We start from the raw sequence: 25,210 nt of genomic DNA, 5'->3' as shown, positions 1-25,210 counted from the left end.
GAGCCGCAGCAAAAATGTCATCCAGGAGACCAGTTGCATGAAGTCCATCGGGGTCGACGTCGGCGGCACCTTCACCGATCTCATCTACTGCGACCTCGACACGGGCAGTCTCGAGATCAACAAGGTGCCGACCACTCCGGACGATCCCTCGAAGGGCGTCATGGAGGGCATCCACGGGCTTCTCGCCAAGGTCGGCCGAAAGCCCGACGAGATCGATTTCGTCTTCCACGCCACGACCACCGCGACGAACGCGGTGCTCGAGCACAAGGGCGCGGAGGCGGGGATGATCACGAACGAAGGGTTTCGCGACATCCTGCACATCGGCCGCCACCAGCGCGTCGAGCATTATTCGATCCGCCAGGAGCTGCCCTGGCAGAGCCGTCCGCTGATCAAGCGCCGCAATCGCATGGTGGTCGGGGGCAGGCTTCGGCCGCCTCACGGCGAAGAGATCGAACCGCTGGACGAGGACGCGGTTCGCCGCGGCGCGCAGGCGCTCAAGGAAGCCGGCGTGCAGTCGGTGGCCATCTGCTTCCTGTTCTCCTATCTCAATCCCGCCCACGAGGATCGCGCGCGCGAGATCGTGGCCGAGATCCTGCCTGACGCCTTCGTGACCACGTCCTCTTTCGTGTCGCCGCAGTTCCGGGAGTTCGAGCGGTTCACGACGGCCGCGCTCGCGGCCTTCATCGGTCCGAAGGTCCGCACCTACATCACCCACCTGGAGGCGTCCTTGAAGGCGGCCGGGATCTCGGGCGATCTCAGGATCATGGCGTCGAACGGCGGCGTCGCCACCGCAGGCATGGTCTCTGAGAAGCCGACCCTCACGCTCCTGTCGGGCCTCGCCGCGGGCGTGCTCGCCGGGGCCTGGCTCGGCGAAATCGCCAGGCGCCGCAAACTCATAACGTTCGACATCGGCGGGACGAGCGCCGACATCGGCATCATCGTCGACGGCAAGCTCGCCGAGACCGATTCGCGCTCGACCTCGATCGCGGGCTTTCCGCTGCTGAGCCCGATGATCGATATTCACACGATCGGCGCCGGCGGCGGCTCGATCGCCCATATCGACCGCGGCGGCGCTTTCCGGGTCGGTCCGCGCAGCGCCGGCGCGGCGCCGGGCCCGGCCGCCTACGGCCGCGGCGGCGCAGAGCCGACCGTCACCGACGCAAACCTGGTGCTCGGCCGCCTCGACGCGCACGACTTCCTCGGCGGCGGGATGAAGCTCGACGTCGACGCCGCGCGGCGGGCGGTCGACGGGTTGGCGACGAAGCTCGGACTCGGTCTCAACGAGACGGCGGAAGGCATTTTGACCGTCATCAACGCCAACATGGCGAACGCCATCCGGTCGCGAACCATCCAGAAGGGAATCGATCCCCGAGGCTTTTCGCTCGTGGCCTTCGGCGGGGGCGGGCCGCTTCAGGGCGCTGACGTCGCCGCGATGCTGGAGATTCCCGAGGTCATCGTTCCGCCCTATCCCGGCATCACCTCCGCGATGGGACTCCTGACCACCGATTTCAAATACGACGCGGTGCGCACCGCCTTCGAGGTGAGCGGCGCCGTCGATCTCGCGAAGCTCAACCGCAGTCTCGGACAGATGGAGGCCGGACTCGTCGCCCGCTTCGAGGCCGATCGAATCGCGCTCGACCACGTCAAGTTCTCCCGGTCAGGCGACCTTCGCTATGTCGGACAGGGCTATGAACTCCGCGTACCGCTGCCCGAGGGCGAGATCGCCGAAGCCAATCTCCCGCAGGTTTGGGAAGCCTTTCATGCCGCGCACGCCGGGGAGTACGGCCACGCCTTCCCCGCGAACCCGATCGAGATCGTCAACATCCGCGTGAGCGGCGTCGGCCTCGTGCCGAAGCTCGCCAGGCCCGCCGCTCCCCCCGGGGGATCGCTCGCGAAGGCCAAGGTCCGCACGAGCCCCTGCGTCTTCCGCGTCGGCGGCAAGCTCCAGAGCTTCGAGACCACCTTCTATCACCGTCGAGACCTGCCGGTCGAAGAGGCGTTTCCCGGTCCCGCGATCATCCTTCAGACCGACAGCACCACGCTCGTGCCCCCGGGGGCCAGCGCCGAGGTCGACCAAACCGGCAACATCATCATCACTCTGGGAGCGGCTCAATGAACGATCGTCCCACTCTCGTCGCGGAAAGCCAGCCTGTCGCGACCCGCGTCGATCCCGTCACCGCCGCGGTCATTCACGGCGCGCTCGAGAACATCGCCATCGAAATGGGCCACAAGCTCATGCGGATGAGCTATTCGAGCATCATCCGCGAATCGGAGGATTTCGGCGCCGCCCTCACTGACGCGGAGGGTGGACAGCTCTGCGAATGCAAGATGAGCACGCCGTTGCAGTCGGGCCCGATCCCCGGCTACATCCGGGGCGTCAAGCGGCGCCTCGCTGCGCGGGGCGAGACGATCCGCGAAGGCGACATCATCATGCACAACGACGCCTATGCCGGGGCGTCGCACGGACCGGACGTCGCATTCTGCGTGCCCGTGTTCCTCGACGGACAGCTGATCGGCTTCTCGGTGACGACCGCGCATCATCTCGACATCGGCGCCTCCTCGCCGGGCAGCGCCGGAATCGTCGACGCGGTCGACTCCTATGCCGAGGGGCTCCAGTTCAAGGCGATCAAGGTCTACGAGGAAGGGCGGCCGAACGCGGCCGTATGGCATCTCCTGCGCGACAACCTGCGCGCGTCCGACCTCGTGGTCGGCGACATGGAGGCGCAGATCAAGGCCGCCCAGATCGGCGCCGAGCGCTTTCTCGCGCTCGTCCGGCAGTACGGCCTCGACACGGTGATGCTCGCCTACCAGGACCTCATGGACTACTCCGAGCGCCTGATGCGCAACGCCATCCGCGCGCTGCCGGACGGAGACTATTCCGCCGAGACCACCATCGACGGCTACCTCGACGATCCCGATGCGAAGCGCCGCGATCTGAAGATCAAGGCGACGCTGCGCGTGCGCGGCGACGAGATCGAGGTCGATCTCACCGGCACCTCGCCGCAGGTCGACGATCGGCCGATCAACCTGCCGTTCGAGGGCACGGTCGACTGCGCCGTATGGCTGACGCTGCGCTCGATCCTCCTCGACAGCGCGGTCTACGGCGACGTGCCGCAGAACGGCGGCCTCACCCGCCCGATCCGCATCGTCGCCCCCAAGGGCACGCTCCCCAATCCGACCTTTCCCGCGCCGGTCATCGCCCGCTTCTGCCCCGGCAACGCGCTCGCCGACACGGTGATGAAGGCCCTGGCGAATTGCGTGCCGGAGCAGGTCAGCGCCGGGATCGGCAACCTGCGCTGCATCGCCTTCACCGGGCTGCACGAAGGCAAGCACTGGGTACACATGGAAATTCTCGAAGGCAGTTATGGCGGCCGTTACGGCATGGACGGAATGGACGCGGTCGACACGCTCTACGCCAACACGCGCAACAACCCGATTGAGGACATCGAGTCGCATCTGCCGATCCGCGTGAACCGCTACGAGCTGCGCGACCATCCGCCTGCGAAAGGCAAGTGGCGCGGCGGGATCGGTTCGGTCCGCGAGTTCACCTTCCTCTCGAACGGGGCGTTCTCGGTGGAGGGCGAGGGCCACAAGTACCGGCCGTGGGGCTTTTCGGGCGGGGAACAGGGGTCGACTTCGTCCTTGCTCCACCTGCGCGCCGCCGGCGACGAGGCGCAGATGCCGTCGAAAGTCCCTTACCACGGAGCCGACGCGACCGACCGGCTGCTGGCGCTCGGCCCGAACGGCGGCGGCTACGGCGACCCCTTCGAACGGGATCCCGAAGCCGTGCTCAACGACATGCTCGATGGCTACCTCTCGACGGAGCAGGCCCGCGCCGACTACGGCGTGGTGATCATCGGCAAGTCGGTCGACGATCCGGCGACGCGCGCGCTGCGCGCGTCGGCTTTGCGCTGACGCGGGAGAGAGCGAGCCCATGCGCGCCGTCGAAATCACGGCTCCCGGCCAGGAGCGCAACCTGCGGATCATCGACGCCCGCGAGCCGGTCCCCGGCGCCGGCGAGGTCCTCGTCGACGTCGCGTTCTGCGGCTGCAACTTCGCCGACACGATGATCGCCAAGGGGACGTATCCGCATCCGAAAGGCTACCCGATCATCGGCGGGCTCGAGATCTCGGGTCGGGTGGCCGCGCTCGGGCCCGGCGTCGCCGGCGTCAACGTCGGCGACCGGGTCGCAGCCTTCTCGGAGGAGGCCGGCGGCTTCGCCGACCAGTGCGTCGTTCCTGCAGAGCGCCTCGCCCCGGTTCCCGACGGCATGGGGCTCGACGTCGCGGCGGCGGTCACCATCCAGGGGCTGACCGCCTGGCACTTGCTCCACAATGTCAGCAAGACGGCGCCGGGCGACATCGTGCTCATCCACGCGATCGGCGGCGGCGTCGGGCTGTTGGCGACGCAGCTCGCGGCGCTGGCGGGCGCGACCGTCATCGGCACCGTGGGCACCAGGGGCAAGGAGAAGCGGGCCCTCGAATTCGGCGCCGCCAGGGTCGTCAATCGCGACGAGGAGGATTTCGTCGCCGCCGTGACGGCCTTCGTCGGCGGCCGCGGACTCGACAAGGCGCTCGATTCCACCGGGGCGAGCACCCTCGACCGCACCTTCGCGCTCATGCGCAAGCTCGGTCATATCGTCAGCTACGGCGAAGCGGAAGGAAAGCCGTTGCCGAACCTCTGGGAGCGGCTCGTGACCAAGTCGCTGACCTTCACCCGCTTCCATCTCGGCCACGCCGACTTCGCCTCGGAGGCCTGGCGGCGGAGCCTGGAAGAGGTGTTCGGCGGGGCCGCGACGGGAAGGATCAAGGTTCCGATCGAAGAGACGTTCGCCTTCGACGACGCCGAGGCGATGCTCCGCCGGCTCGCCTCCCGGCAGGTCGCGGGCAAGCTCATTCTCGCCGTCAACCCCACCTGAACCGAGGTTTCGTTCCATGCCGACGATCGACGGCGCGCGCCTCATCGCCACCCTGCGCCGGTTGGCGCAATTCGGCGCCTACAAGACGGGAGTCCACCGCCCGACCTTTTCGCCCGAGGACGTGCAGTCGCGCTTGTGGCTCGCCGAGCAGTTTGCGGAAGCGGGGCTGGAAGCCTCGATCGACGGGATCGGCAACGTGTTCGGCCGGACCCGCGCTCCGGGCCGCAAGCTTCTCATCGGATCGCACGCGGAGACGCAGAACCACGCCGGCTGGCTCGACGGCGCGCTCGGCGTGGTCTACGGCCTCGAGATCGCGCGCGCGCTCCGCGATGATCCCGACTGCGCCCGTCTGCCCCTCGAAGTCGCCGCCTGGGCGGATGAAGAGGGCCACTATGGTTTCTTTCTCGGCAGCCGGTCCTTCATCGGCGAGGTGAGCGAAGAGGAGATCGACCGCGCGCGCAACAACACCGACGGAACGCCGCTCAGCGCCGCGCTCGAACGCGCGGGCCTGGCCGGCCGCCCGCGCGCGACCATCGTCCCCTCGGATTATCTCGGCTATCTCGAAGCCCACATCGAGCAGGGCGACTATCTCGACGAAGCGGGCCTGAAACTCGGCGTCGTCACCGGCATCGTCGGCATCCGGCAATACCAAATCCGCTTCTCCGGCGAACAGAACCACGCCGGCACGACCCGAATGGCGCGCCGCAGGGACGCCGGAGCGGCCCTCGTCGCGCTCTCGCACGCGCTCTCCGACCGCTTGCGCCGCATCTCGGGCCCGCGCAGCGTCTGGACGACGGGCGCGATCCGACTCGATCCCGGACAGTCGAGCATCGTGCCCGGGCAGGCGGAGATGCTGTTCCAGATCCGCGACGCCGAGGAGTCGCAGTTGCGGAGGTTCGAGGAGGCGCTCGAGGAGCTGGTCGCGGGCGCCGACGCCGCAGGCCCCTGCGCCGTCGAGCTTAAGACGCTGTGGACGGTCGCGCCCGTTCCGATGTCGGAGCGGCTGCAGGCGGCGCTGACGCAGGCAGCCGAATTCCGCGCCCCCGGTAGGACGATTGCCATGCCGAGTGCCGCAGGTCACGACGCGCAGATCCTGGCGAAGCGCATCCCGGCCGCCATGCTCTTCGTCCCGAGCATCAACGGCGTCAGCCACCACTGGACCGAGGACACGTCCGAGGACGACGTCATCCTCGGCTGTCAGGCGCTGGCCGACGCGGCCGAGGCTATCATGCGGAACGGCGGCGTCTGAGCGGGCGCGGATCGACACGATCTACGGAGGAACGCAGGAATGACAAGGCCGGTGATGATCGCGGGCGCCCAGATGGGCGGAATCGCGCGCAACGAATCGCGCAAGCAGGTGGTGGCGCGACTGATCGCGCTGCTGCGGGACGCGCACGCGCGCGGCGCCGAGCTGGTGGTCTTCCCCGAACTGACGCTCACCACGTTCTTTCCGCGCTGGTGGATGGAGGATCAGGCCGAAATCGACTCGTTCTTCGAGACGGAAATGCCAAGCGCGGCGACGCGGCCGCTGTTCGAGGCCGCGCGCGAACTCAAGGTCGGCTTCTATCTCGGCTACGCCGAGTTGACGACGGAAGCCGGGGCGACCCGCCACTACAACACCGCGATCCTCGTGGGCCGCGACGGCCAGATCGTCGGCAAGTACCGCAAGGTTCACCTGCCCGGCCATGCCGACCATCGGCCGCACATGCCCTACCAGCATCTCGAGAAGCGTTATTTCGACGTGCCGACCGACGGCTTCGGTGTCTGGGATTTCGGAGCCGGAAAGTTCGGCATGGCGATTTGCAACGACCGGCGCTGGCCGGAGACCTATCGGGTGATGGCGCTCAAGGGCGCCGAGGTCGTCATGCTCGGCTACAACACGCCGACCCACATTCCGTGGGAGCCGATCTACGACCACCTGAGCGCCTTCCACAACCATCTGGTGATGCAGGCGGCGGGTTATCAGAATGCGATGTTCGTGGTGGGGGTCGCAAAGGCGGGCAAGGAGGAAAACTCCTATCTGCTCGGCGGAAGCTGCATCGCCGCGCCTTCCGGAGAGATTATCGCGCTCGCGTCGACCGACGGCGATGAAGTGATCCTTGCCCGCTGCGACCTCGACCTGTGCCAGTACAATCGCAAGGCGTTGTTCAATTTCGCCGAGCACCGACAGGTCCAGCACTACGGCGTGATCACCGAGCGGCGCCCCGCTTAAGAGGAGCGCACGGTTCGATGCTCGAAACGCCGGGAAGGCCCGGATCGAACGGGACGTGACCGGCGCCTCAATCGACGATGAAAACCCGCGCGCCGCCCTCGGTCCGAACCCGATGCGCCGGCCGGGCGTCGTCGCCGACGGCCCAGCTCATGCCCTCATCGAGCGCGATCGCCGGCGAACCGTCCTCGTGTTCGATGACGAGCGCGCCGCCGAGGACGAAGAGGACGTGCCCCTTCGCGCACCAGTGGTCGGCGAGGTAGCCCGGCGCGTATTCGACGACGCGCTGCTGCAAAGCTCCGCAAAGCCGGCGGCGCGTGAGGGCATGGCCGCTCGCGCCCTCCGTCCGCGTCGGCGCCTCGCGCGACCAGTCGACGCGCTCTTCGGGAATGTCGGCGAGGCGCATGGTGGAAACCGTCAGCGCGCCGGGAGGCCGAGGATCCGCCGCGCCTCGGCCGGCGTCGCGACCTCCATGCCCATGTGCGAAAGCAGGCTGCGGGCGCGCTCCACAAGCTGCCCGTTGCTCGCGAAGACGCCGCGCGACAGGTAGAGGTTGTCCTCGAGTCCGACCCGGCAATGGCCGCCGAGCAGCGCTGACTGCGCGACGATCGGCATCTCGTCGCGCGCGATCCCGAACGCCGCCCACTCGGCGTTCGGCGGGAGCAACGAGCTCTGGTAGAGGATCGTCTGGGCCGACGCCGGCGCGCCCCAGAGCACGCCGAGCACCATCTGGTAGAAGGGCGGCCCGCCGACCAGTCCCTCCTTGACGAGCTGATTGGCGAACAGGATGTCGCCGGCGCTGAACACCTCGAGCTCCGGCTTGATCGACAGCTCCTGGAAGCGTCTGGCCATGGCGCGGAGCGTTCGCGTCGTGTTGAGGTAGACGAACTCGAGCGGGCCCTCGACCTGGTTGCCCGTAGTGACGTCGAGGGAGGCGATCTCCGGGAGGCATTCCTCGAGATGCGCCATGCGTTGCGCGGCCGGCAGAACGTCGCTCTCGGGCAGCGCGCGGCTTTCGTCTTCCGGGTCGGGCAGGAGGAACGCGCCGAGGCCGCACGTCAGGTTGATCACGATGTCGACGCCGCTCGAACGAACCCTGTCGACCACTTCCTTGAACAGTCTCGGATCGCGGCTGCCGGCGCCGGTTTCAGGATCGCGGACGTGGATATGCGCGACGCTCGCGCCGGCCCCCGCCGCCTCCACGCACGCCGCAGCGATCTGCGCAGGCGTCACCGGCATGGCGGGGTGCCTGGGATTGAAAGGAGCGTTGCCCGTCACCGCGCACGTGAGAACCACCTTGCGATTCATCATTCCTCCCACTCCAGATTGCCGCTGACGGCGATCAATTCTCCGGTGATCTTGCGACCAGCCGCCGAGCAGAGGAACAGCGCCATGTCGGCCAACTCCGAGGGCTCGATCTGCACGTGCATGGAGATGTGCCTGAGGTAGTCGGCCTCGACCTCGGCGACGGTCCGCCCGCTTTCGCGCGCCCTGGCGGCGACGATGCCGCGCATGCGGGCATTGTTGATCATGCCCGGCAGAATCGCATTGCAGCGGATGCCGAAGGGCCCGAGCTCGCGCGCCGCGTTCAGCGTCAGGCCCTCCACGCCGAATTTCGAGACGACGTACGGCAGGCGGTTGGGGAGGCGCGTCCGTGTCGACCCGGTCGAGAAGTTGACGATCGCGCCGCCGCCCCGCCGCTTCATCATCGGGATGGCGCGCTGGATGCAGAAGAACATGCCGCTGAGATTGATCCGCAGGCAATCCTCCCAGTCCTCGAGCGCGATGTCCTCGATCGCGGCGCGCGGCCCGGCGACGCCGACGTTGTTGACGAGCACGGTGACGTCTCCGATCGCGGCGGCCGCGTCCTCGAACACGCGCTGGACCGCGTCGTGGCTGCCGACGTCCGCGACCGTTCCGGTCATGCCCGGGTTCGCGGCGAGCGTCTCGTCCAGAGCCTCCCGACGGACGTCGCAGATGTGCACCTTGTCGCCGCGCGCGAGGCAGCGCTCGGCGATGACTCGGCCGACGCTGTCGGCGCCGCCGGTGACGAGGACGGATTCCGCCACGGATACCCCCGATGTCTGGGACTTGAAAAAATGCGCCTTCAGATCCCGGCGGAGAAGCCCTCGTCGGCGAGCACGACTGCGCCGTGCATGGCGCGGGCCTCATCGGACGCGAGGAAGGCCGCGATCGCGGCCATGTCTTCGGGCTCGGAGTATGTGCGCCCGCTCGGCGTTCGCGCGGTCATCGCGTCGAGGAACGGCTTGAGCTCAGGTTTGGTCCGGATATCCTCGTTCATCGGCGTCGCCGTGTTGCCGGGCGCGATGCAGTTCACCCGAACGCCGCTGGGCGCAAGCTCGATCGCAAGCGCCCGCGTCATCATGATGATGGCCGCCTTGACGCCGCAATAGAGCGCATAGCCGCCGATCCCCATCACGCCGGCGACCGAAGCGATGGTGATGATCTGCCCGCTCCTGCGCGCTTTCATCCCCGGCGTCGCCGCATTGACCAGGTTCCAGACGCCCGCCAGGTTGATGCCGATCATCCGGTCGGCGTCGGCCGCGGACGTCGCGCCGGCCGGCGTCGGATAGAAGACGCCGGCGGAATTGACGAGGGTATCGATTCGATCGAAGCGCCGGATCGCGCTCTCGACCAGCGCCTTCACCGCGTCGGCGTCCCTGACGTCGCAGGCGGCGGCCATGTGCCGCTCGGCGCCTCCCGGAAGCGTCCCGACCACCGCCGCCGCTTTCGTGGAATCGCTCGATGCGACGACGACGACCGCCGCGCCCTCGGCGGCGAACCGCTTCGCGATCGCCTCGCCGATTCCCTGGGACCCGCCCGTCACGAGCGCCACTTTTCCTTCGAGTTTCATCGCGCTGTCCTGTTTTCGACGGCCATGGGGCGCGCGCTGGCGAGGCTGCTTCGATACCAGCGGGCGGATTCGACGATGTCGGCCTTCATCGTCTCGCGCGCCGCCGCGGCGTCGCGCTTGGCCAATGCGGCAAGCAGTTCGTAGTGATGCGCCAGGGCGAAGCTCGTCGGCATGTCCGAGCCGCCCACCAAACGCTTGATCAGCGAGGCGAGATAGGGCCCGCTCTGCTGCCACAGGCCCTCGATCACGGACAGCATCGTCTCCGAGCCGGCCGCGCGATAGATCGAAAAGTGGAAACGCTCGTTCATGAGGTTGATCTCGGCGACGTCGCCCTTGTCGACCGCCCGACTCATCGCCTCGTTGGCGAGAGTGATCTCGGCGAACGTTTCCGCGGTCATTTGCTCGGCGGCGCGTCCGGCGGCGTAGCCTTCGATCTCGGCGCGGATCTCCGCCAACTCGTCGAAGCGGCGCGGCGAGAGTTGGGGAACGCGCATCGTGCGGTTCGGCGCCAGCTCCAGCGTCTTCTCCTGCGCCAGCCGGCGGACCGCCTCACGCACCGGCATCGGGCTGACGCCCAGCATGGCGGCGAGGCCGCGCACGGTCAGCGCCTGGCCGGACACGAACCGACCCTCGCGAATGGCCTTTCTCAGCTCCTGATAGGCCTGCTCTTGCAGCGTCTCGTGAACCAGCCGGGCGACCGGTTCGCCGGACGGGCGAGGGCTCAACCCGCCAGTTGGTCCTTGCGCATTCATGCGGGGTAAGTTATGCGATCTGTGATCACAGAGCAAGGGCCAAATGGGTTCCATTCTCGCCCTTTGGAGCCGTTTAACGAGCTTTGTGATCACAAATCGGCGTCGCGCGGAGGGTTCGGTTCATGCGCTTTGGAGTCGATACCGGAGGCACCTTCACCGACCTGATCGTCGAGGACGATGGCGGCGAGCTCCACATGTTCAAGGCTGCGACAACCCCTGCGGATCCGATCCGCGGCGTGCTTGACGCGCTCAAGGTCGCCGCGGACGGCTTCGGCGTGACGGTCAAGGACCTGCTCGGCAGAAGTGAAAGCTTCATCTACGGCACGACCCACGCGATCAATGCGATCATCACCGGAAACGTCGCCAAGACCGCCTTCGTCACCACGGTCGGGCATCCGGACGTCTTGACGCTCCGGGAGGGCGGCCGGACCGACCCGTTCGATTTCACGGTCCCTTATCCGGAGCCCTACGTCCCTCGTTCACTGACCTTCGAGGCGCCCGGGCGAATCCGCGCCGACGGCTCGGTGCAGACACCCTTCGACGACGCTGCGATGGTCGCCGCAATCGAGGCGATGAAACACAAGAAGGTCGAGGCGGTCGCGGTCTGCTTGCTATGGTCGATCGTCAATCCCGAGCACGAGCTGCGGGTTGGCGAACTGCTCGACCGGCGCCTGCCGAACGTCCCCTACACGCTCTCGCACAGGCTCAATCCGACGCTGCGGGAGTACCGCCGCGCCTCCTCGTCCTGCATCGACGCTTCGCTCAAGCCCATGATGGCTGCCTACATGGAGCGCCTGACGCGCGATCTGCGCGACAACGGCCTCACCGGGCGGGCGCTCGTCGTCACGTCCCAGGGCGGGGTTATGGACGCCGCGGAAGTTGCGCTCAAGCCGATCCACCTGCTCAATTCCGGCCCTTCGATGGCGCCGATCTCCGGCCGCTACTTCGCCGAAATCGACGAGGGATCGGATACCGCGATCATCGCCGACACGGGCGGCACGACTTACGACATCAGCCTCGTCAGCCGCGGGCGCATCCCATGGACGCGCGAGACCTGGATCGGCCAGCCGTTCCGGGGCCATATGACCGGCTTCGCTTCGGTCGACGTCAAGAGCGTCGGCGCGGGCGGCGGCTCGATCGCCTGGGTCGACGACGGCGGCATGCTGCACGTCGGGCCCAAGAGCGCCGGCGCCGTTCCCGGCCCGGTCTGCTACGGCAAGGGCGGGACACTGCCCACCGTCACGGACGCCGCCGTCGTGCTCGGGTACATCGATCCCGCCTTCTTCCTCGGCGGCGCCATCACGCTGGACACGGATAAGGCGAGAGCCGCGATCGAGGCCCATGTTGCGGAACCGCTCGGGCGCTCTGTCGAAGAAGCCGCCCTCGCCATCATCGAGGTGGTGACCGAAAACATGGTGCAGGCGATCGTCGACATCACGGTCAATCAGGGCATCGACCCGAGCCGCGCCGTGCTTGTCGGCGGAGGCGGCGCGGCGGGAATCAACTCGGTATTGATCGCGCGCCGGCTCGATTCGCCGAGGCTCCTCATTCCCGAAGTCGGCGCGGCGCTCAGCGCGGCCGGCGCCTTGATGTCCGACCTGACCCAGTCCTTCCACGCCACGCGTTTCTGCGAGACGCGCAACTTCGATTTCGCCGCGGCCAACGATTTGCTCGACAAACTCAAGGCGCAATGCCGCGTCTTCATCGCGGAACAGGCCGCGAGCGTGGTGTCGAGCGCCATCCAGATATCGATCGAGGCGCGCTACCCGGAGCAGGTCTGGGAGATCAACGTGCCGCTCTCCCTCGACCATTTCGCCGGTCCCGAGGACGTCGCTGCGCTCGAACGCGCCTTCCATCAGGCTCATGAAGAGATCTTCGCCATCAGCGACGCGGCCTCGTCAGTCGAGATCGTCGGTTGGTCGGCGGCCGCCATCTGTCGACTTCACGACCAGACCACCGGAACGCTCGCGGCGACTGCAGTCGACGGCCCGCACGAGCGCGAGCGCCAGGCCTATTTTCCCGGCTACGGCCATCTCGTCACGCAGGTGCGCCGCTTCGAGGCGATGAAGCCCGGCGAGACTGTGGAGGGACCCGCGATCATCGAGTCCGCGGTGACGTCCGTCGTGCTTCATCCGGGTTCGTCGGCCGTCCGCCGCCCATCGGGCAGCCTGTCCATCAGCCCTGGCGCTTGACCGACCAACAGGAGGGATCCATGCAGGAGATCGGGAAGAAGCCCGCGGACGGTGTCAGGCTCGCGTTGCTCAACAACCGACTGCAAGGCGTCGCCCGTAAGATGGCGAATACGCTGCTGCGCACCGGACGGTCGGGCGTGCTCAACATCGCCAGGGATTTTTCCTGCGCCATCGTCACGGCGAACTGCGAGCTGGCGGCCACCGCCGAGAGCCTGCCGATCCATGTTCTGTCCGGGCCGGATCTCATGGCCAGGGCGATGAAGACGTTCCATCCCGACCTGAAGCGCGGCGACGCCTTTCTGCACAACTCACCCTATCATGGCTGCTCCCATCCGGCCGACCACACGCTGCTCGTGCCTGTGATCGATGGTCAGGGCGTGCATAGGTTTACGGTTGTCGCAAAGGCTCATCAGGCCGACTGCGGCAATTCCCAGCCGACCACCTACATGGGCGCCGCGCGCGACGTCTACGAGGAAGGCGCCCTAATCTTCCCCGCGGTCCGCGTCCAGTCGAACTATCGCGACAATGACGACATCATCCGCATGTGCCGGATGCGGATCCGGGTTCCCGATCAATGGTGGGGCGACTACCTCGCCATGTCCGGGGCCGCCCGGATCGGCGAGCGCGAGCTCCTGGCGCTGGGCGAGGAGATTGGTTGGGACTCGCTCGAGGCGCACACGCGCGAGTTCTTCGACTACTCCGAGCAGCGGATGATATCGGCAATTCGGAAGATGCCGGCGGGCAGGACGAGCCATTCCAGCCGTCACGATCCCTTTCCCGGAACGCCGCCCGACGGCATCGAGGTGACAGCTCGGGTTCATGTCGATCCCGAAGCTGCGGTCATCGAGGTCGACCTGCGCGACAATCCGGACTGCCTCCCCTGCGGCCTCAATCTCTCCGAGGCGTGCGCTCGCACCTCCGCCATGATCGGCGTTTTCAACAGCCTCGACCCGACCGTGCCGAAGAATGCGGGCGCCTTCCGGCGCTTGCGCATCCACCTCAGGGAAGGCTGCATTGTCGGCATTCCCCGCCATCCGACCTCGTGCTCGGTCGCCACCACCAACCTCGCCGACAGGGTCGCCAACTCCGTCCAGGCGGCGATGGCCGACCTCGGAGACGGGCTCGGGCTCGCCGAGTGCGGCGCCGTCATCCCTCCCGCCGTCGGCGTGATCTCCGGCAAGCTGCCCGGTTCGGGCGCGCCCTTCGTCAACCAGGTTTTCCTGGGATGCACCGGCGGCGCAGGCGCGCCCGCAGCGGACGCCTGGCAGACGATCTGCCACGTCGGCAACGCCGGCCTGTGCTTCCAGGACAGCGTCGAACTCGATGAATTGCGGCAGCCGATCATGGTCTATGAACGGCGCTTCGTTCCCGACACCGAAGGCGCGGGCCGCAGCCGCGGCGCCCACAGCATCTTCGTCGAGTTCGGGCCGGTCGGATGCGACGTCGAGATCGGATATGGCAGCGACGGGGCCATCAATGCCGCCAAGGGGGTCCGCGGCGGGCTCAGTGGCGCCGCGGGCCGCCAATCCAAGGTGTCGCGCAACGGACAGGTCGAGGCGTTGCCTGGCTGCGCCCTGGTCGCCGTTCTCGACGGCGAACGAATCCGCTCCCATTCGTGCGGCGGCGGCGGCTATGGATCTCCGCTCGAGCGCGATCCGAATGCGGTCTTGCGGGACGTCGCCGAGGGCTGGATCAGCCCCGCCCGAGCAGAAGACGTCTACAAGGTCTGCATCGATGAAAGCGGCGCCTTCGACACCGAGCGGACGGCGGCGCGGCGCAAAGGGATGTAAGGCGGGCGCCATTTCTCCGACGTCAGCTCCGAGGGGCCGGTGTCGCTCAAGGGCGTTGGTCCCTTCTTCGTGACCGCCGACGACGACGTGCGCGGCATCGCCTCCACCGCTTTGCCCGCCTGCGACGAGAAGCTGGCGGCGGCTGGTCAACGCGGCCGCCCTGCGCCATCCCGACGCAAGACGCGCTGGCCCCGTCCCCCGTCCCGCCCGCGTTGAACTCCGCCGATCCGCTAACGATCGATTGACAGAGAACGGCTAGGCCTTGCCCCGGCCGCGGCCACTCTTCAGTCATCACCTGCCAGCGCAAAGCCGAAACCGGTCGGCCACGGGCGGCGAGCGCGCTCCAGATGGGCAACGAGGGTCGGTCTCTGATCGCGGAATCAGCGCGTCATATCACTTCAATAACACAAGAGTTAGCCGTTTTTTCCTGAGCGGCGCGCAGACATTCGTCACCAAGCCTGAAATTCGGTCGTCAACGCTGCCGCCTGGGAGGGAAACCCGTCGCTGCGATAGCGCGAGGTTCACTACTCTTCCGCGACATTCAACTCTGGATTGGACGCAGCGCGGCTTCGAGGGCGTGCAGGCGGGCGAGACCTTCCGCGTCGGTCTTGTCGAGCGGCTCCTCGCAAAGCGTAACCAGCGCCGCGCCGTCGTCGGGAAGGGATCGGGCTGGTCCGGTCGACCTGGCCTATGCCGATCCGGCCATGCCGCGCGGGTGTCGCGGGCGGCGGATCCGATCGCCGCCACGCTCTGGCAAGCCGGAGCGACGGACCCGACGTTGCGGATCGCGTCCGCGAAGATCGTCGCAAGCGGCAGAGTGAGCGCGCATAGCCTTTGTGCGCGGCTTCCGGCCGATGCGGGAATCCATCCAGAGCGTTCCGACGGTCCGGGGCGGCGCCTTGCCGCCGTTGCGACGCGCGGTCCGGAACGCTGGATTGGGCGAGGAGGCGGACCTACGGCGAAGCGGGAAAGGTCCGCCCGGAGCGGAACCTCGGCTCGGCGAGCGTCGCAAGCCCGATTGCCAAGCGACGCGATCGCGCGGGGCGATTTGGGACGGTGCGACGTGGAGGAAGCAGAAGCGCGATCACTGTCGTCGAGCGCGATCCGCGATCTCGGCGGCGCGCAGAACGCTGGCCGGGACGCCGCCGATGCCCCAGCCTTCCGGATCGCCGCGGGCGATGTGGACGCGAATCTTGCTCGCGTCGCAGCCGGTCGCCGCCGCGACGCTTTCGGTCACGGCCGCGATCATCGCCTGGAACTGCTCCTTGGGCCGACCGTCCATCAGGACCATCTGGACGAACGGCACCTCGAGTTGCGCCAGCGTCCCGTGCGCCAGCGCTTCGTCGGCGGGCGCGCCGGCGAGCCCCCAGAGATGGTGGTCATGCTCGGTGATCCAGACGAACAGCCGGTCCTTCGGCGCTTCGAGGATTGTCGACATCGCCTCGGATACGTCGACGATGACGCGCCGCAGCGCGGCCCGGGAATGACCCTTGAGCAGATTGATATGAGCGATCGGCATAAATGCGTCTCCCGGTTGGCGATTTCAGTCACGGCAGGCCGCGGCGGCGGCCGGAATCGAGCATCAGGGTCGAGCCGGTCATCGCGTCGGCCTCCTCGGCGAGCAACGTCTCGACCATCCAGGCGACCTGCGCGGGCGTGGTGAAGGCGGCGAGAGACGAGTCCGCCCGCATCGCGTCGAGGACGGCTTGGACGGTCGTTTTATCGCGGCGGGCGCGCGCTTCCGCGACCGCCCGGAGGCGCTCCGTGTCCGCGGGGCCGGGCGCGATGACGTGGGAGGTCACGCTACGGGGCCCATAGGCGAGGCTCAACTGCCGCGACAAATTGACGAGCGCCGCATTGCCCACGCCGGCCGTCGCCGCGTAGGCGGTCGGCTCGAGTCCGTAGTGGCCGCCGATCGCGACGAGGCGCGCGTGCGGCGCGAGCCGCGCGTCGGCGGCGCGAACGAGGCGAACAAAGCCGTTGACCTTGAGGTTGAAGGCGTCCGACAGCGCCCGCGTCGGCGCCTCCATGACGCCGCCCGCGACGGGAACGCCGACGCTGTGCACGACCATGCGCACCGGACGGTCGAGGCGCGCGGCGACGGCCTCGATCGCCGCATCGTCGGCGAGATCGGCCGGGCAGGCGCGCACGCCGGTCGTCTCGGCGGCGAGCGCATCGAGCGCCGCCGCGTTGCGGCCGACGACGAGAACGTCGAGTCCGCGCGCCGCGAGACGCGCGACGATTGTCCGGCCGATTGATCCGGCGCCGCCGGAGACGATTGCCGTTTCACTGCGGGTCTCGGTCATCGTCCTAATCCCCGGTCAGGCGAAGCGTATGGTGACGGAGCCGAGGTCCTGCACCCGGAGACGGATATGGTCGCCCGCCTTCACCGGCGTGGCCTCGGTGACTCCGCCGGTGAGCACGATGTCGCCTGCGCGGAGCTTCTCGCCGCGGCGCGCGAGCAGATTGGCGATCAGCGCCACGGCGGCGGCCGGATGGCCGAGCACCGCTGCGCCCGCTCCGTAGGCGACGGCCTCGCCGTTCTTCTCCATGACGAGGCCCGAACTCGCCAGATCGAGCGCGTCGGCCGGACGGCAGCGCCCGCCGAGAACGAAGCGCGCCGACGACGAATTGTCGGCGACGACGCTGGGGAGGTCGAACTTGAAGTCGCGGTAACGCGAATCGATGATTTCCAGCCCGGGCATGACGAAGTCGGCGGCGGCGAGAACCGCACCGACGTGACAGCCCGGCCCTTCGACGTCGCGTTTCAGGACGAAGGCGAATTCCGGCTCGACGCGCGGGTGGATCAGCGAACCGGCCTCGATCTCGCCGCCGTCGAGGGCGGCGAAGGAATCGGCGAGGAAGCCGTAGGACGGCGTGTCGATTCCGACCTGCCGCATCTTGGCGCGCGACGTGACCCCCGCCTTCATCCCGACGATCCGGGCGCCGCGGGCGACCTTGCGCGCACGGATCGCCCATTGGATGGCGTAGCCGTCGTCGATATCGACGCCCGGATGGGCGATCGAAATCTGCGCAACCGGGCGCGCTTCGCGTTGCGCGCTCTCCAGATGGTCGGCGAGTTCGGCGATCGTGGCGGCGTCGAGAGGCATGGCGTCGGTCGCGGCTGTCAAGAGAAACGGATCGAGCAGCCGCCGAGGCCGCCGATGGTCATGCTCACGCAGTCGCCGGCTGCGACCGGCACGAGCGTGGCGAGCGAGCCCGAGAGGACGATCTCGCCGGCCTTCAGCGGAACGCCGAGCGCGCCGAGCGTATTGGCGAGCCAGCAAACCGCGTTGGCGGGGTGGCCGAGCGCCGCGGCGCCGGCGCCGGTCGCGGCGACATCGCCGTTCTTTTCGATCACCAGGCCGCAGAGTTCGAGGTCCACCTCGCGCGGCCGGCGCGCGGCGTGGCCGAGCGCGATGACGCCGCAGGAGGCGTTGTCGGCGACCGTGTCGACGATGCCGATCTTCCAGGCTTCAATTCGCGAATCGACGATCTCGAAACACGGCAGCAGCCAGTCGGTCGAGGCCAGCACGTCCGCCACGGTGAGCCGTGGTCCGACGAGGTCGCGCCCGAGCAGGAACGCGATCTCGCCCTCGGCGCGCGGCTGGATCAGCCGGGACATGGGAACCGTCTCGCCCGTGTTGTACAGCATGCCCGAGAGGAGCAGTCCGAAGTCCGGCTGGTGGACGTCGAGCAGCGACTGAACCGCTTTCGACGTCGCCCCGACCTTCTTGCCGATCACCCGCTCGCCGGCGGCGAGCCGGTGCGACAGCATCCGCTCCTGGATGCGGTAGGCGTCCTCGATCGTCAGCCCGAGGCAGCGGCCCGAGAGCGGCGCGATCGGCGCCCGCGCGACCAGCGCCTGGTGGAGTTCGTCGCCGAGCGTCTCGATCAGCGCGGCGCGGTCAGAGCTTGACGCAGACATTCTTCAGCTCGGTGTAGAATTCGAGGGAGTGGACGCCGCCTTCGCGGCCGATGCCCGAGTGCTTGGCGCCGCCGAAGGCGGTGCGCAGATCGCGCAGGAACCAGGAGTTGACCCAGACGACGCCCGCTTCGATCTCCGCCGCCATCCTGTGGGCGCGTGCGAGGTCGCGCGTCCAGACGGCGGCCGACAGACCGTAGTTCGTCGCGTTGGCCCGCTCGATGGCCTCCTCCTCGGAGTCGAAGGGGAAAATGTGGCAGCAGGGACCGAAGATCTCTTCCGTACAGACGGCCGCGTCGTCGGGCAGGCCGGTCCAGATGGTCGGCTGCACCCAGGCGCCGTCCGCGAGCGCGCCCGGCATGTCCGGAACGCCGCCGCCGGTGACGAGGGTCGCGCCCGCTTCCGCCGCCTTGGCGTAGTACGACAGCACCTTGCGCTTGTGCTCGAGCGAGATCAGCGGCCCGAGGCGCGACGCCGGATCGTCGGGCGGCCCGATGCGCAAGGACTCGGCCGCGGCCTTCAGCGCCGCGACGAAGGCGCCGAACAGCGGACGCTCGACATAGACGCGCTCGGTGCCGAGGCAGACCTGCCCGGTGTTGGAGAAGGCCGAGCGCATCGTCCCTTCGATCGCCGAGTCGAGGTCGGCGTCGGCGAACACGACGGCGGGGTTCTTGCCGCCCATTTCGAGGGAGACCGGCCGCGCGCCGACCGCGGCGGCTTTCATGATCGCCTCTCCGGTGCGGGTTTCCCCGGTGAAGGTGATGGCGTCGACGTCCTGGTGGGTGGTCAGGAACTCGCCGGTCGAATTCGGGCCGAAGCCGTGGACGACGTTGTAGACCCCTTTCGGGACGCCGGCGGCGTTCATGACCTCGCCGAGCAGCGCCGCGGTCCGCGGCGTCTCCTCCGAAGGCTTGACGACGACCGTGGCGCCGCAGGCGAGCGCGGGCGCCACCTTCCACGTCATCAGCAGCAGCGGAGCGTTCCAGGGGCAGACGACGGCGACGACGCCGACCGGGCGGCGCAGCCCGTAGTTCATCGCGCCACGCCCGTCCGGGGTGAACGTCTCGAAGAACTCCGTCGGAACCGTCTTCACGACGTCGGCGAACACCCTGAAATTGGCCGCGCCGCGACCGCACATCGGATCGGCGACCACCCGCGGCATTCCGGTGTCGGCGATTTCAGCCTCGACGAAGTCGGCATGCCGGCGCGTCATTTCGTCGGCGACCTTGAGGAGGATGTCGGCGCGATCGGCGCCCGACAGCCTGGGCCACGGTCCCTTGAGCGCCGACCGGGCCGAGGCGACGGCCCGGTCGACGTCCGCCCGCGAGGCTTCCGCCACCGACGCGGTCACCCTGTTGTCGAGCGGCGACCGTTTCTCGAACGCCTTCCCTCCGGAGCCGTCGACGAACTGGCCGTCGATGAAGTTGCGGATCGAGGCGAGCGGGGCGTTGGCGTCAGGCATCGGAGAGGGACTTCTCTTTTCGGTCGGGCTCGCGGCGGGCGATCAGCTGAACACGGTCAGGAACGTCTCGTGCAGCTTGCGCTGCGCGAAATCGAGGCCCTCCGGCAGGTGGTCGATCGGCCAGGTCAGCGGATGCATGTCGGGATAGGCGATGTAGCCGCCGGAGAAGGTCTCGAACCGGTTGCCCGAGCGATCGAAGGCGTAGATCGTCGCGCCGCGGGTGATGCCGTGGCGCGTCGGGCCGATGTCGACCGGGACGCGGTTCATCGACATGATGTCGGCGGCGCGGAGAACCTTCTCCCAGGTCTCGAGCCAGTAGGAGACATGGTGAAGTTTGCCGTCCTCCGGCGCGCGGACGAAGGCGATGTCGTGGGTCTTGGTCGAGCAACTCAGCCAGACGGCGATCTGGGTCTTTCCGTCCTCGGCGACCACCTCCTCGACCAGATAGAAGCCGAGCACATTGACGAAGATGTCGCGCGCGCCGTCGAGATCGACGCCGCCGAGCAGCGCGTGGTCCATCCGGGTCGGCGCGATGCCCTTCTCCGCCGCCGCGTTCCACGGTTCGGGGTTCATGTATCCGAGCCCGTTGCCGACGTCCTTCTTTTCCGCATAGAGTTCGATCGTGTGCCCGTTGGGAATGACGAAGCTGACGCGCTCGCCGGTGTTCAGCATCTCGCCGGCCGGAATGCGCTTCGTCTCGACGCCGTAAGCGTTCAGATCGCCCTCAAGCTTGTCGAGCGTCGCGACGCCGTCGACCTTGAACGCGAACAGGTCGATGCCGGCGCGATCCGCCTGACGAATGACGAGGCTGTGGTGATCGCGCTCGTCCCACCCCTTGAAATAGACGCGTCCATAAGAGTCGCGCCCCATTTCGACGAGACCGAGCACGTCACGGTAGAACTTGACGTCCTCCTCGAGGTTCAGCACGCGCAGCTGGGCATGCCCGGGCCGCAAAACACCAGTGATGGCCATTATCTTTCCTCCGCGATGAGGCGCGTTGCGCCGGTTGTCGTCTTGTCCGTTGCGGCCAGGCGATCGCCCATCCTGCCGATGGCCCTGACCTCCAGGGCCGAAACGGGTCGGATGCAGCAGGCGAGCACGCGGCCTTCGGCAAGATCCCTGTCGTTCACGTATTCGCGGCTCATCGGGCGGAACCGGGCATAGCGCCCGCTCACGACCTCGACCTTGCAGACGCTGCAGCCGCCGCCGCGGCAGCCGACCGGCACGCCGCGCTTTCCCAGGCGCCTCAGGCCCTCGAGCAGGCTCTCGTCGGTCCGGCACCGGCCGGTCTCGCCGCTGTTGGCGATGAAGACGGTCACGAAGGACGGAACGCAGTCCGCTTGCCCGCTGGTCATTTCGCTGTGAGTCGTTTCCATCCCGTCCCCGCGCGCTCGCTGGGTGTTTTCCGCGGGGAGGTTTGGCATGAGAAGGAAGCGCCCAAAAATACTTTTGGCGGCCTGGATTCATACCGATAGAGTATCGCCCCGCGGCGTCGGCGGCCGTCCCGAGGGTCTCCCTCCGGCCAGCGCCGGAACGACGGGGGAGGACGGATGATCGAGCTCAGGCATCTGAAGTACTTCGTCGCCGTGGCGAAGGAGCTCAGCATCGGCCGCGCCGCGGTCGCCCTGAACATTTCGCAGCCGCCCCTCACCCGCCAGATCCAGCAGCTCGAAGAGGATCTCGGAGCGGTTCTGTTCGTGCGCTCGGTCAAGGGGGTCGAGCTGACGGACGCGGGCAGGACTCTTTACGAGGAAGCGCGAAACATCCTGTCGCTCGTCGACCTCGCCTCGGAGCGGACTCGCCGAGCCGCGCAGGGCCGCATCGGCAGGCTCGACGTCGGGATCTTCGGCTCCGGGATGTACGACATCATCCCGCGGGTGCTGAGGAAGTTCCGTGCCGCCTTCCCCGAAGTGAAGATCGTCCTGCACCCGATGACCAAGGACGCGCAGGTCGAGGCGTTGCGGCAGAGGCGGATCAACGTCGGATTCAACCGGCTCGTCCCCCGTTACCCGGACATCGCGTCGCGCGTGGTGATGTGGGAGCGGCTCTACATCGTGGTGCCGGAGTCGGATCCCCTGGCGGGCCGGGCGGAAGTCTCCATCGCCGAACTGGTCGACTCGCCGTTTGTCCTGTTCCCGAAGGTGGCGCGGCCGAATTTCAACGATTTCGTCGCAAGCCTGTGTCAGCGGCACGGGTTCGTCCCGCACATCGCCCAGGAGGTCGGCGAAGCCACCACCGGGGTCGCGCTCGTAGCGAGCGGCTTCGGGGTCTGCATCGTGCCGGAGTCGGTGAAGTATTTTCGCGCTGACGGCGTCGTCTACCTCCCCATGACCGAATCGCCGCCGACGATGCTCGACGTCACCTGCCTCTACTGCCTGGAGGACAATTCGCCCATCCTCGCGGAATTTCTCGGCGTGCTCGAAGAGTTCCGGCGGGAGAACGACGTCGTCGGCGACCCCCACGTGCTGTGAACCCTCGCGGCGCTCCATACCCCGCCGGTATGGGGAACGGCGCCAATCGGTATTGGACGGACCTCCTCGCCCGCCCCTAATGCTGCCGGCCCAGAACACCCCGCCGGAGCGCGAGCCTCGGCGGGCTTGGGCGGGAAGGGAGCGTCATGGACAAGGTCAAGTGCGCTTTGATCGGTTCCGGCAACATCGGAACCGACCTCATCTACAAGATCCGCCGAAGCGAGACACTTGAGCCGGTGTGGATGGTCGGCATCGACCCGACCTCCGAGGGGCTCGCGCGAGCCCGCGAGATGGGGCTGAAGACGACGGCGGCAGGGGTCGACGGCCTCATTCCCCACGTGAAGGCGGACGGGATTCAGATCGCCTTCGACGCCACCAGCGCCTACGTTCACGCCGAGAACAGCCGCAAGCTCAACGAGCTCGGCGTCATGATGATCGACCTGACACCGGCCGCCATCGGCCCCTTGTGCGTGCCGCCGGTCAATCTGCGCGAGCACGCGGCCAGGCTCGAAATGAACGTCAACATGATTTCCTGCGCCGGTCAGGCGACGATCCCGATCGTTAGCGCGGTGTCGCGGGTCCAGCCGGTCGACTACGCCGAGATCGTCGCGAGCCTCGCCTCGAAGTCGGTCGGCCCCGGCACCCGCGCCAATCTCGACGAGTTCACTTACACGACCTCCAACGCCATCTGCGTCGTCGGCGGCGCCCGGACGGGCAAGGCGCTCGCGATCATCAATCCGGCCGAGCCGCCGATGATCATGCGCAACACGATCTATTGCCTGACGGACGACGAACCGGACGCCACACGCATCGGCGACTCCATTCGCGCCATGATCGGCGAGGTGCAGAGATACGTGCCCGGCTACCGGCTGGTGAACGGGCCGATCTTCGACGGCAAGCGCGTCGCGGTGTTCCTGGAGGTGGCGGGTCTCGGCGATTACCTGCCCCGCTACGCCGGCAATCTCGACATCATGACCGCAGCCGCGACTCGGACGGCCGAAATGTTCGCTGAAGAGATCCTGTCCGGCGCGATCCAACTCAAAGCGACGAAGGCTGCGTGATGTCCGAGCACTATTCCCTCAACGGCCGCAAGATCGTCCTGCACGACATGACCTTGCGCGACGGCATGCACGCCAAGCGCGAGCAGATATCCATCGACCAGATGGTCGCGATCGCGACCGCCCTGGACGAAGCGGGCGTGCCGCTGCTGCAGGTGACCCACGGCGCCGGCCTCGGCGGCAATTCGGTCCAGCACGGCCGCGCCCCGCACTCGAACGAGGAGTACATCTCCGCCGTCGCCCCGAAGATGAAGCGGGCGCGCGTCTCGGTGCTGCTGATCCCGGGCCTCGGGACGATGCAGGAGCTGCAGTCCGCCTATGACTGCGGCGCGCGCGCCGTCCATTGCGCGACCCACTGCACCGAGGCCGACACCGCCCGCCAGCACATCGGTTACGCCCGAAAGCTCGGCATGGACACGTCTGGCTTCCTGATGATGGCGCACCTCAACACCCCCGAGGGCATCGTCGAGCAGGGCAAGCTGATGGAGTCCTACGGCGCGAACATCATCTACGTGACGGATTCGGCGGGCTATCTGCTTCCGGAGGACGTCAAGGCGCGGATCGGCGCCCTGCGCGACGGTCTGAAGCCGGAAACCGAGATCGGCTTCCACGGCCATCATAACCTCGGAATGGGGATCGCCAACTCGCTCACCGCCATCGAATACGGCGCGACCCGCATCGACGCGTCGCTCGCCGGACTCGGCGCCGGTGCAGGCAACGCGCCGCTCGAAGTCTTCGCCGCCGTCTGCGAGCGGATGGGGATCGTCACCGGCGTCGACCTGTTCAAGCTGATGGACGCCGCCGAAGACCTGGTCGCGCCGATGATGGATCACATCGTGCGCGTCGACCGTTCGTCGCTGACCCTCGGCTTTGCGGGCGTCTATTCGACCTTCCTGCTGCACGCCAAGCGGGCGTCGCAGCGTTTCGGCGTTCCGGCCCGCGACATCCTCGTCGAACTCGGGCGCAAGAAGATGATCGCCGGTCAGGAGGACATGATCGAGGACACCGCGATGACGATGGCGAAGGAGCGCGGGCTGAAGGTCGAAGAGCGCGCGGCGACCTAGATAGGGTCCAGGCATACCCGGCGGGTATGGAAATTCGTCAAAGATAGTATTTTTCTAGGTTCCGCGCCGCCGTTAAAGTCCACTTACAACAACACGCAATGGAAAAAATCGCCGGGGCGGCGCGGCGGAGGGAAAGGGAAACGGCTCGCGCCGGAGACGCGGCGACGCATGGGGGACGCCTCCCGCACGGCTTCAGACATCCAATCGAGATGGCGCGCAGACCGCCGCCGAACGGCGGTCGCTCGCCCATCTGCGCCCGGAGGAAATCACGTGACCGTTCAAATCAAGACCATTGATCTCGAGCCGAAGCGGCAGACCTTCGGCCACGTCGCGCGCCGGCTCGGCGCGGACAAGCCGGCGTCGCGCTACCAGGAGGCGACGCTCGACGTCCAGGCGACCGCGAACTTCCATTACAAGCCGCTGTGGGAAGCGGAATTCTGGCATTTCGACCAGGCCAAGACCGCGGTCGTGATGGCGGACTGGTACAAGCCGCT

At 67.7% G+C, this 25,210-nt stretch carries 22 protein-coding genes and 1 pseudogene; 11 read left to right on the top strand and 12 right to left on the bottom strand.

Going from position 1 to position 25,210, the window contains the following annotated elements; all coding sequences use genetic code 11:
• Positions 1–37 precede the first annotated feature (37 nt).
• From DFR50_RS10425 to DFR50_RS10405, 5 genes are read left to right on the top strand one after another with little or no spacing between them, the layout of a single operon-like run.
• Positions 38–2,116 (top strand): hydantoinase/oxoprolinase family protein, encoded by a 2,079-nt coding sequence (locus DFR50_RS10425; protein WP_113889149.1) that lies wholly within the window; start codon positions 38–40, stop codon positions 2,114–2,116.
• Positions 2,113–3,915, top strand: coding sequence for a hydantoinase B/oxoprolinase family protein (locus DFR50_RS10420; protein WP_113889148.1), 1,803 nt, complete (start codon positions 2,113–2,115; stop codon positions 3,913–3,915). Before DFR50_RS10425 ends, DFR50_RS10420 begins: the two co-directional genes overlap by 4 nt.
• Positions 3,916–3,934: 19 nt before the next feature.
• Positions 3,935–4,918 (top strand): quinone oxidoreductase family protein, encoded by a 984-nt coding sequence (locus DFR50_RS10415; protein WP_113889147.1) that lies wholly within the window; start codon positions 3,935–3,937, stop codon positions 4,916–4,918.
• Positions 4,919–4,934: 16 nt separating this feature from the next.
• Entirely contained in the window at positions 4,935–6,167 is a 1,233-nt protein-coding gene (locus DFR50_RS10410) for a Zn-dependent hydrolase (RefSeq protein ID WP_113889146.1), read from the top strand.
• 39 nt (positions 6,168–6,206) lie between these two features.
• Positions 6,207–7,130 carry an N-carbamoyl-D-amino-acid hydrolase gene (locus tag DFR50_RS10405; protein WP_113889145.1) on the top strand — a complete coding sequence of 308 codons (924 nt, stop codon included), beginning with the start codon at positions 6,207–6,209 and terminating at the stop codon, positions 7,128–7,130.
• Between the two features lie 67 nt (positions 7,131–7,197).
• On the opposite strand, the gene DFR50_RS10400 is transcribed toward DFR50_RS10405, so the two are convergent.
• Genes DFR50_RS10400 through DFR50_RS10380 form a run of 5 tightly spaced genes read right to left on the bottom strand, consistent with a single transcriptional unit; the run spans position 7,198 to position 10,727 of the window.
• Positions 7,198–7,533, bottom strand: coding sequence for a DHCW motif cupin fold protein (locus DFR50_RS10400; RefSeq protein ID WP_113889144.1), 336 nt, complete (start codon positions 7,531–7,533; stop codon positions 7,198–7,200).
• An 11-nt stretch (positions 7,534–7,544) separates the two neighbouring features.
• Positions 7,545–8,438 carry a beta-keto acid cleavage family enzyme gene (locus DFR50_RS10395; RefSeq protein WP_245427594.1) on the bottom strand — a complete coding sequence of 298 codons (894 nt, stop codon included), beginning with the start codon at positions 8,436–8,438 and terminating at the stop codon, positions 7,545–7,547.
• Complete coding sequence (locus DFR50_RS10390) at positions 8,435–9,196, bottom strand: SDR family oxidoreductase (protein WP_113889142.1); 762 nt, start codon at positions 9,194–9,196, stop codon at positions 8,435–8,437. Before DFR50_RS10390 ends, DFR50_RS10395 begins: the two co-directional genes overlap by 4 nt.
• 38 nt (positions 9,197–9,234) lie before the next feature.
• Positions 9,235–10,002: an SDR family NAD(P)-dependent oxidoreductase gene (locus DFR50_RS10385; RefSeq protein ID WP_113889141.1), complete on the bottom strand. Its 768-nt coding sequence runs from the start codon at positions 10,000–10,002 to the stop codon at positions 9,235–9,237.
• Complete coding sequence (locus tag DFR50_RS10380; protein WP_170153150.1) at positions 9,999–10,727, bottom strand: GntR family transcriptional regulator; 729 nt, start codon at positions 10,725–10,727, stop codon at positions 9,999–10,001. Before DFR50_RS10380 ends, DFR50_RS10385 begins: the two co-directional genes overlap by 4 nt.
• Before the next feature lie 149 nt (positions 10,728–10,876).
• On the opposite strand from DFR50_RS10380, the gene DFR50_RS10375 reads away from it, so the two are divergent.
• Together DFR50_RS10375 and DFR50_RS10370 are read left to right on the top strand one after the other, a co-directional pair.
• Complete coding sequence (locus tag DFR50_RS10375) at positions 10,877–12,946, top strand: hydantoinase/oxoprolinase family protein (RefSeq protein WP_113889139.1); 2,070 nt, start codon at positions 10,877–10,879, stop codon at positions 12,944–12,946.
• Between the two features lie 20 nt (positions 12,947–12,966).
• Positions 12,967–14,736, top strand: a complete 1,770-nt coding sequence (locus tag DFR50_RS10370) for a hydantoinase B/oxoprolinase family protein (protein WP_113889138.1) — start codon at positions 12,967–12,969, stop codon at positions 14,734–14,736.
• 1,084 nt (positions 14,737–15,820) lie between these two features.
• Here DFR50_RS10370 and DFR50_RS10365 read toward each other — a convergent pair.
• From DFR50_RS10365 to DFR50_RS10335, 7 genes are read right to left on the bottom strand one after another with little or no spacing between them, the layout of a single operon-like run.
• Positions 15,821–16,255, bottom strand: coding sequence for a tautomerase family protein (locus DFR50_RS10365; protein ID WP_113889137.1), 435 nt, complete (start codon positions 16,253–16,255; stop codon positions 15,821–15,823).
• Between the two features lie 28 nt (positions 16,256–16,283).
• Positions 16,284–17,042, bottom strand: coding sequence for an SDR family NAD(P)-dependent oxidoreductase (locus DFR50_RS10360; protein ID WP_113889136.1), 759 nt, complete (start codon positions 17,040–17,042; stop codon positions 16,284–16,286).
• A 15-nt stretch (positions 17,043–17,057) separates the two neighbouring features.
• A complete protein-coding gene (dmpH, locus tag DFR50_RS10355) occupies positions 17,058–17,846 on the bottom strand; it encodes a 2-oxo-3-hexenedioate decarboxylase (RefSeq protein ID WP_113889135.1) in 789 nt (262 codons plus the stop codon).
• 17 nt (positions 17,847–17,863) lie between these two features.
• The gene (gene dmpE / locus DFR50_RS10350) at positions 17,864–18,664 is read right to left on the bottom strand and encodes a 2-oxopent-4-enoate hydratase (protein ID WP_113889134.1); all 801 of its coding nucleotides are present in this window, start codon (positions 18,662–18,664) and stop codon (positions 17,864–17,866) included.
• Positions 18,645–20,123 carry a 2-hydroxymuconic semialdehyde dehydrogenase gene (locus DFR50_RS10345; RefSeq protein WP_113889133.1) on the bottom strand — a complete coding sequence of 493 codons (1,479 nt, stop codon included), beginning with the start codon at positions 20,121–20,123 and terminating at the stop codon, positions 18,645–18,647. Before DFR50_RS10345 ends, dmpE begins: the two co-directional genes overlap by 20 nt.
• A 42-nt stretch (positions 20,124–20,165) precedes the next feature.
• Positions 20,166–21,095, bottom strand: coding sequence for a catechol 2,3-dioxygenase (locus tag DFR50_RS10340; RefSeq protein ID WP_113889132.1), 930 nt, complete (start codon positions 21,093–21,095; stop codon positions 20,166–20,168).
• Positions 21,095–21,442, bottom strand: a complete 348-nt coding sequence (locus DFR50_RS10335; protein WP_210208854.1) for a 2Fe-2S iron-sulfur cluster binding domain-containing protein — start codon at positions 21,440–21,442, stop codon at positions 21,095–21,097. The genes DFR50_RS10340 and DFR50_RS10335 overlap by 1 nt, the downstream gene beginning before the upstream one ends.
• A gap of 231 nt (positions 21,443–21,673) precedes the next feature.
• Between DFR50_RS10335 and DFR50_RS10330 the strand changes: the two genes are divergently transcribed.
• The 4 genes and pseudogenes from DFR50_RS10330 to DFR50_RS10315 all read left to right on the top strand — a co-directional run.
• Positions 21,674–22,594, top strand: coding sequence for a LysR family transcriptional regulator (locus tag DFR50_RS10330; protein WP_210208853.1), 921 nt, complete (start codon positions 21,674–21,676; stop codon positions 22,592–22,594).
• Positions 22,595–22,740: 146 nt separating this feature from the next.
• On the top strand, positions 22,741–23,655 hold the full coding sequence (locus DFR50_RS10325; RefSeq protein ID WP_113889131.1) for an acetaldehyde dehydrogenase (acetylating): 915 nt from the start codon (positions 22,741–22,743) through the stop codon (positions 23,653–23,655).
• Positions 23,655–24,716 carry a 4-hydroxy-2-oxovalerate aldolase gene (dmpG, locus tag DFR50_RS10320; protein WP_113889130.1) on the top strand — a complete coding sequence of 354 codons (1,062 nt, stop codon included), beginning with the start codon at positions 23,655–23,657 and terminating at the stop codon, positions 24,714–24,716. The genes DFR50_RS10325 and dmpG overlap by 1 nt, the downstream gene beginning before the upstream one ends.
• Positions 24,717–24,986: 270 nt before the next feature.
• Positions 24,987–25,210, top strand: a pseudogene (locus DFR50_RS10315) (phenol hydroxylase); the annotation flags it as partial.

This window comes from Roseiarcus fermentans (assembly GCF_003315135.1).
Taxonomy (GTDB): domain Bacteria; phylum Pseudomonadota; class Alphaproteobacteria; order Rhizobiales; family Beijerinckiaceae; genus Roseiarcus; species Roseiarcus fermentans.
This window is presented reverse-complemented; position numbering and strand designations above follow the sequence as displayed.